The sequence below is a fragment of the Streptococcus pseudopneumoniae genome, assembly GCF_001072665.1.
GTDB classification, from domain to species: Bacteria; Bacillota; Bacilli; order Lactobacillales; family Streptococcaceae; genus Streptococcus; species Streptococcus pseudopneumoniae_S.
Window position 1 is genome coordinate 1 of the sequence record NZ_JVJI01000088.1, and the last position, 3,095, is coordinate 3,095.

At 38.8% G+C, this 3,095-nt stretch carries 1 protein-coding gene and 2 pseudogenes; all 3 read right to left on the reverse strand.

Annotated features, from left to right (window positions below):
* Positions 1-87 (reverse strand): annotated as a pseudogene (locus ADH52_RS11680) (adhesin); the annotation flags it as partial.
* Positions 88-267: 180 nt separating this feature from the next.
* Complete coding sequence (locus ADH52_RS04745; RefSeq protein ID WP_049510404.1) at positions 268-2,847, reverse strand: pneumococcal-type histidine triad protein; 2,580 nt, start codon at positions 2,845-2,847, stop codon at positions 268-270.
* Positions 2,848-2,854: 7 nt separating this feature from the next.
* Positions 2,855-3,095 (reverse strand): annotated as a pseudogene (gene adcAII, locus ADH52_RS04750) (zinc-binding lipoprotein AdcAII); the annotation flags it as partial.

Below are 3,095 nucleotides of genomic sequence, written 5' to 3' on the forward strand. Positions count from 1 at the left end.
AAAACTGGTCACAATTTTCATCCCTTTACCTGACTGGCTTTCCTTTTGGCCACAAGCAGCTAATACCAGAGCCAATACACTGGTCATCAATACTAAAATCGTCCTCTTTTTCACTATAACTCCTTAACTAGTGTTTAACCATTTAATTAACTAGTAAATAGTTTATCTTTATTTAGAAAATATGTCAAGAATTTTTACACAATTTCATAAAAAAGAGAACAGAATCCATATTCTGCTCCCTTTTTATCTTCTATAATAGTTGTATAGTTACTTACTCTCCTTTAACAAGACTAATAGTTTTTCAGCTTCTACCATAATAGTATTGTTGTCCTGGGAACCAAATAACAGGTTATTTTTTAATCCTGTGAGAGTTTCGTTGGCATTGGACTTAAGAATTGGGTCCTGAATCTTTTTAAGTAACTCTTCCGCCTCTCTCAGTTTTTCTTCAACCTTTTCAGTTTCAACCTGAGGTTCCTCTGGTTCCGATGGTGATTCTTCTTCTGATTCCTCTGGTTCTTTTGGTTTTGGAGATTCTGCTTTCTCATTTTTCGGTTTTTCTTCGCGAGGTTTTTCCTCCTCAATTTTTTCTGTCTGAGTTTTCTCCTCTGTTGGTTTCTCTGTTTGATTGTTAGCAGCTTGACTATTGTGGTTTCTTTGAACATGGTCGCTCGCATTGCCCCAACCACTATCTGAATGTGGACGTTCGTTTGGATGTTCGACATAATACTTCACAGTTTCAAATAGCTCTTCTAAAGTATACCCCTTAGGTGCTTCATAAAGTCCTTCGTCAAACCACTCAAATTTGATGTTATGGTAATGGTCATAATGAGGTATAATCAAACTTCCATTTTTAACTTCCACAGTATGTTGGAGATTGTAAGGCATACGGTCAATTGGTACCTTCTTAGCTGCTTTTACTCGATTGTAAATCGCTTCTGCTCCCTTAGCCTCAGTATTTCCTGAACTTTGATGATTTGTTGAAGGAGGCGTCAAACCTTTCTCTTTAGCATGAGCTTGACCTGCTGCTCTTTCAGCTTCAGACAAACTATCTTTCTTAATCCAATGACTGTGGCTCATATGCGGAGTTACATAGGCATCCCCCTCATCACTGGTGATATCACGGGGATCAAAGATATAGCCATCTTCTGTTGTATACTTGCCTGCCAACTTGGCTACTTGAATCTCATCATCTGTGTAAGCTATTTGTGCATTTGGTTTTCCTAAACGTTCTGGATGACGAATCGGCGCTAGAAAAGCAAGGATATCATCAACTAACTTGACTTTATCACTTGACTCATCGTTGAGACGTTCCATTAGTCTATCCAAAGCGTCAAAATCAGCTTGGCGCCCTTTATTGGAAATCAAATCTTGATGAACTGTTGCTAGTAAATCATAAACTTTGTTGTAAAATTTTTGATTGCCAGATGCAAGATTGGTTTTCTTAGCTCCTAACTCATGAGACAAACTTTCTTGTTTGGCAAGTTTATTATCAATGGCTGCAACAGTTTCTGCTGAAAGTTCCTTGGCAGAGATATAACGCGAAGTTCCATTCTCTTCAAAGACATAACCATCAGCCACCTTTCGAATCGCCCGTTTGACCAATTTCCCATCAATTGGATTGCTTGGAGTTGGTTGTGGACTTGGTATTGGGGTAGGCTCTGGAGCAGGGATTGGAGTCGGAATTAGATTTGGAAGACTTGGAGTCGGAATTGGTTTTAATTCTTTACCACCTGCAGTAGTATGATTTCCTTGATAATTTTCAGAAATCATTCTTGCAATCTTCTGTTCTAAATCAGACATTTGAGAATAAGGGATAAAGTGATAATGATCTCCATGTGGCACTGCAACACCATTCGCAGTTTTTCTTGTAATCTGCGCTGGATCAAAAACAAGCCCATCTGATTCCACATGTCGTTGGCTAAGCGGCAAGCCATAAAGCTGTTTCAAGAGACTGGATACTTCTTCACTCGGACTAGCTTGATAGCTATTATCCACTTGTGGACTAACACTTGGAATCCATCTTCTGGTATTTGCCTCAACATTGCTATGATTTGTTTGTCCATATGAACTACTATTCGATGTCTCTGATGAGCTACTGCTAGAAGAATTTGTTGAAGGACGATACCCAACTGAGCTTGCTTGATTACCTTTCCCAGCTAGGAAGGCTCGGGCCGCAGCCAATTCACTGGCAGACAAGTCACTCTTAGGAATATAGTGGAAATGGTTGCCATGAGGAACGATATAGGCATCACCTGTATCTTCTATAATATCAGATGCATTAAAGATATAACCATCATCCGTTGTATATCGACCCTGAGCTCTAGCAGCGACTACCGCATTATCGCTAGAACCACCTCCGTGATTACTACTGTGTTCCTGCTTCTGACGAGTGATTTCTTCTTTTGAGCGAACATTATCAGCATGCGCTGCATCCTTTAGATAGACATAATACTTACCATCTACCTTAATCACATAGCCACCCTTGATTTCATTGACAATGTCTGAATCCTTCAGCTGATAATTTGGATCTTTCATCAGAAGTTCTTCACTGATGATAGCATCATAAGGAACCTTGCCATTATAGTAATGATAGTGGTCTCCATGAGAAGTCACATAACCTTGATCCGTAATCTTGATAACGATTTGCTCGGCATTAATACCTTCTTTTTTACTGACTTCATCAGGTGTCAAATTCTCTGCCTTTTGGCTTGGTTGATTGCCATCGATGTATGAAACACGGTTATTTTCTTTTACAGTTTGAGCTTGATGCAAACCTAGTTCATAAGCACAGACACTTAAAACAAGTGCTGCTGCTGACCCAGCTAGATATTTTTTATTGATTTTCATAATCTCCTCATTTCAATTCTTCTGCTAAAATACTCATATTTTCTTCAAGATTTTCTAAATAAGTCTTGTCATTTTGTGGGTCTGCCTCTAAAGGATTCAGAGTTTTTAGACCCACACCTGTTGATTTAACAAGAGTTTCAGCTACTTTCGAAGAAGCATTACTTTCTGTAAAAATCGTCTTAACTTTATAGGTTTTAACAAATTCCTGAATTTCTGTTAGTTGTCTTGGACTTGGTTCTTGTTCTGGA